We start from the raw sequence: 3,381 nt of genomic DNA, 5'->3' as shown, positions 1-3,381 counted from the left end.
GACCCGGTCGAGGGGGAGGATGGCCCGGGCCGCCCCGAGCCGCACCGCCGCCGCCGGCATGCCGTAGACCACCGCGGTGCTCTCGTGCTCGGCCACGGTCTGGGCGCCGGCCTTCTGCATGTCGGCGAGGCCCACGGCCCCGTCCTCGCCCATGCCGGTCAGGAGCACGCCAATCCCGGAGGCTCCGGCCTGCCGGGCCATCGAGCGGAACAGAACGGTGGCGGCCGGCCGCTGCCCCGAGACCGGCGCCGTATCGATCACCCGGAGAATCCGGCCCGAGCCGATCTCCAGATGCCGGTCCCCCGGCGCCACGTAGACGCGGCCGGGCTCGGCCCGCTCCCCGTCCCGGGCCAGCCCGACCGGCAGGGTCACGACGCTGTCGAGCCAGCTCGCGAACCCGTCCATGAAGGCGGGCCCCATGTGCTGGACCACCAGCACCGGCAGGGGAAAGGTCCGCGGCAGGGCGCCGATCACCCGGGCCAGGGCCGGGGGGCCGCCCGTGGAGGCCGCGATCCCGAGGAGGCTGGGCGCCTGTCCGGGCATCTCCGCCGGCATCGGAGAGACCGCGGCGGTGGTGCGTCCGGCCCATTCCGCGCCGATCGGGCGGCGGCGGATCACCGGCACCTGGGCCATGATCCGCAGCTGCGTGCAGATCTCGCCGGCCACGCCCTCGTAGCCGGCATGGGTCGTGGCCACGGGCTTCTCGACCACCGACAGGGCCCCGGCCCGGAGCGCGTTCATGGAGATGCGGAGCGACGAATCCTCGACCGAATCCGCCACCACGACGATCGGGGTCGGATGCTCGGCCATGATCCGCCGGGTGGTCTCCAGCCCGTCGATGCCGGGCAGGCGGATATCCATCGAGATGACGTCGGGCCGGGCGGTCCGGAGCCGGTCGAGCGCCTCCTCGCCGGAGGCGACCGCGGCGACGATCTCGAGCCGCGGATCGCGCGAGACGATGTGGCGGAGGAGCTCGCGCACCACGAGACTGTCCTCCACGAGCATGACGCGGACCGGGGTCACAGGAGCTGTCCGATCGTGTCCAGGAGCTGGCGCTGGTCGAATTTCTGCTTGGTCAGGTACGCGTCGGCGCCGAGGTCGAGGCCCCGGGCCACGTCGGCGGCGTCCCCGCGGGAGGTCATCAGGATCGTCGGCAGCCGGGCGAACCGCTCGTCGGCCCGCAGCGCCTGGACCAGGCCGAACCCGTCGAGGCGCGGCATCTCGACGTCGGCGAGGACGAGGTCCACGGGCTCGATCTCGGCGCGCAGCCGTTCGAGGGCGTCCTGGCCGTCGACGCAGACGACCACGCGGTAGCCGGCGGCTTCCAAGATGCCCTTCTCCAAGGTCCGGGTGGTGATCGAATCATCGACGACCAGGATGGTCGCCCGCGCGGCGGCCCGCGATGCGGCATCACCCGTCGCGCGTGTCGTCGAACGTGGGGCTTGCCCCATCGTTCCGAACGCCGGTGCCACAGCCGCCCGCGCCGCGAGCCCGTCGGGGTCGAGGACCAGCACCGGGACGTCGCCGGGCAGGATGGCCGTACCGGCGATCAGGCCCGGATCGGCCCCGAAGGCGGGGGCCGGGAGGACGAGGAGCGAACGGACATCGTGCAGGCGATCGACGGCGAGCGCCAGCCGGCCGCCCCCGGCCCGCAGCACGACGGCCAGCAGGGTCACGGACTCCTCCGGCGCTGCGGGCTGGCCCAGGAGCGCGGCGAGCGCGCTGACCGGGTGGCTGGTGGCCGCGTCGCCCGCCCCGAGCCGCAGGATCGTGCGTCCCATCGCCACCGGCAGGTCGGCCCGCTTCAGGCGCAGCAGGCGCTCCACGCTGCCCCCCGGCAGGGCGTAGCTGCGGCCCCCCGCCTCGACCAGGAGCAGGCTGCGCCGGGCGGCCGAGAGCGGCAGGGTGAAGACCAGGGCGGTGCCGGCGGGCGCGCGCGGCTCCAGGCGGACGCTGCCCAGGAGCTGGCGGGCCGCATCCGCCGCCACCGCGAGTCCGTAGCCGCGCCCCGACAGGGTGTCGACCGCCTCCGCGGTGGAGAAGCCGGGCTCGAAGACGAGGCGCAGCAGGGTCTCGGGATCGGCGCCCGCCCCCGGGGCGAGGAGGCCGCTCTGCCGGGCCACGGCCTCGATCCGGGCGAGATCCGGACCGGGCCCGTCGTCGAACACCGTGACCTGGAGCCGGGCGCCGCGCACCGCCACCTCGAGCCCGAGCGCCAGGGCCTCGGGCTTGCCGGCGGCCCGGCGCCGCTCCGGGCTCTGCCAGCCGTGGCTCAGGGCGTTGCGCAGGGCGTGGAGCAGCGGGTCCTTCAGCGCCTGGAGGGTGCCGCGCTCCACGGGCAGGTCGAGGCCGCGCAGGTCGAGATCGACCTCGCGGCCCTGTTCCCGGGCGGTCTCGCGCAGCGACCGCGCCAGCGGGGCCAGCACCGTCTCGGCCGGAACCAGGGCGAGGCGCTCGGCGGCGGTGCGGACCCGGGCGGCGGCCCCCTCGATCCCGCTGGCGACGGCGGCCTGGCGCCGGGACAGGTCCGAGGCCTCCCGGGCGAAGCTGCCGATCTCGGCCGCGAAGGCGCGCCATTCGGGCCGCTCCGACTCCGCCCCGGCGGCGAGCGCCTCCGCGCCGGCGCGCAGGTCCCGGGCGAGCCTGGCCAGGCGCGCGAGGCTCTCGGCCGCCGACAGGCGGCCGGCGAGGGTGCTGGTGAGGTCGTGGCTCGCCCGGACCACGGCCTCCACGGCCTCGCCGGGCACCCGCAGGAAGGCGGCGGCGGGATCGGCCGGCTCCGGCGGCGGCGCGGGAGCGACCGGCTCCGGAGCCGGGCCGGAGGGCCGCGGCGGTTGGGGCGGCGGCCCGGCCGCCGGTGCGGCCTGCGACGCCTCGTCCGGGAGCCCGAGGACCTGGCCCAGGGCCGCCAGGGCATCGGCCGGCATGGCGGGTCCGGCGCCGTCCTGGAGCCCGGCCACGTAGGCCTCGATCCGGTCGAGGGCGAGGTGGACGGCGTTGGCCGCGTCCCGGTCGAGGGCGGTCGCGCCGGTCCGGACCTTCTCGAACAGCGTCTCCAGGCGGTGGGCGACCGCCTCGACGGCGGGCAGATCGACGGCGCGCGAGGCGCCCTTCAGGCTGTGGGCGCGGCGGAACACGTCGTTCCAGTCCGGGGCGGCGCTGCCGAGCGCCCCGCGGATCGCCGTGATGTGCTCCCGGTGCTCGACATCGAAGGCGGCGAGCAGGAGCTGGCGGATGTCCTCGGGCAAGGCGCGGCCAACCTCAGTGGCGGTATCGTTCGGCGAGCGCCATGAGCGCCTGGGCGAGTTCGGTGAGGTTGGCCGAGGCGGTCTCGACCTGGCGGGTGCCGGCCGCGGTCTGCTGGCTGGCCTGCCGGATGTT

2 protein-coding genes are annotated in these 3,381 nt (G+C 76.3%); both read right to left on the bottom strand.

The window, feature by feature from the left end; genetic code table 11:
• A partial coding sequence (cheB, locus tag MKK69_RS02420) for a chemotaxis-specific protein-glutamate methyltransferase CheB (RefSeq protein ID WP_243965158.1) occupies positions 1-1,005 on the bottom strand: 1,005 nt, incomplete at its 3' end.
• A 14-nt stretch (positions 1,006-1,019) separates the two neighbouring features.
• Positions 1,020-3,248, bottom strand: a complete 2,229-nt coding sequence (locus MKK69_RS02415) for a response regulator (RefSeq protein WP_243965157.1) — start codon at positions 3,246-3,248, stop codon at positions 1,020-1,022.
• Positions 3,249-3,381 lie beyond the last annotated feature (133 nt).

It is taken from the genome of Methylobacterium sp. J-026, from assembly GCF_022829585.1.
Lineage (GTDB): Bacteria > Pseudomonadota > Alphaproteobacteria > Rhizobiales > Beijerinckiaceae > Methylobacterium.
The sequence above is the reverse complement of the archived record's forward strand: the minus strand, read 5'-3'. Positions and strand labels throughout refer to the sequence as shown.